Source organism: Streptomyces chiangmaiensis, from assembly GCF_036281785.1.
Taxonomy (GTDB): Bacteria; Actinomycetota; Actinomycetes; order Streptomycetales; family Streptomycetaceae; genus Streptomyces; species Streptomyces chiangmaiensis.
This window is the reverse complement of record NZ_JAYWVC010000607.1, coordinates 1-1,123: the sequence shown is the minus strand read 5'-3', so window position 1 is coordinate 1,123 and position 1,123 is coordinate 1. Positions and strand designations below refer to the sequence as shown.

Below are 1,123 nucleotides of genomic sequence, written 5' to 3'. Positions count from 1 at the left end.
GCCCGGCGCGTTCTGGCGGGGGCTGCGGTTGACCTCCATGGACGGTTCCCTGTTCGATGTGCCGGACAGCGAGGCCAACTCCGCTGCCTACGCGCGCCCGTCGAACGGGTCGCGTCCGGCACCGTATCCGCAGGTACGGCTGCTGGCGCTGGTGGAGTGCGGCACGAAGGCGATGATCGGCGCCGTGTTCGACTCCTTCGCGGTCGGCGAGCGGACCCTGGCCAAGCGGTTGCTGGTGCACCTGCGCGAGGGGATGCTGCTGATGGCCGACCGGGGCTTCCCCGCCTACGGACTGTGGCGGTCAGCCGTGGCGAGCGGAGCCCAACTCCTGTGGCGCGTCTCGGACTCCTTCACTCTGCCGCTGGACCGGGTCCTGCCGGACGGCACCTACCTCACCCACCTGAACGGGCCGCGCGGCGCCCGGATCACGGTCCGGGCCGTCGAGTACACCGTCACGACCACCACCCTCGGTCCCGACGGTGCCACCGAGGAGACCTCGGAGCTGTTCTGCCTGATCACCACCCTGCTCGACCCCGAGCAGGCACCCGCCCAGGAACTGGCGGAGCTCTACACGGCACGCTGGACCAGCGAAACGATCTTCAAGCACATCAAGATCGAGCAGCGCGGCGGACGCACCGCGACCCTGCGTTCCAACAGCCCCGCCATGGTCGAGCAGGAACTGTGGGCCATGCTCTGCGTCTACCAGGCCGTGAACACCCTGGCCGCCGACACCGCCCACCGCGCGAACCTCCCCGCCTCGCACATCAGCTTCAAGCACACCCTCGCTGCCGCCCGACGCTCCGTCGGCGCGGACTTTCCCCCCTCGAGAACTGGTCGCCAAGCTCCGTGAGGTCCAGGACGACCTGATCCACGAAGCCGTCAAGCCCCGACCCGGACGCGCCGCACCCCGCGCCTCCAAGCGCGCCGGCACCGGCTACCGCACGCTCGAACCCGACGAGCCGGCCACCACCAAGGCCACGTACACCGTCATGCTCCAGCTCTTCCCCGAACATCGACGCCCGACCCCGGCTCCGGCACCAGGAACCCTGCAGCTCAAGCCACCTGACAGATCATCCGCGAGACGGCACCACATCACCTCAGCCGCCTAACAAAGCGACGTTGG

General features: G+C 69.4%; 1 protein-coding gene. It reads left to right on the top strand.

Annotated features, from left to right (window positions below; genetic code table 11):
- Nucleotides 1–850: IS4 family transposase (locus VXC91_RS45920; protein ID WP_329513256.1), on the top strand; the 850-nt coding region annotated here is incomplete at its 5' end.
- Between the last annotated feature and the right edge of the window lie 273 nt (nt 851–1,123).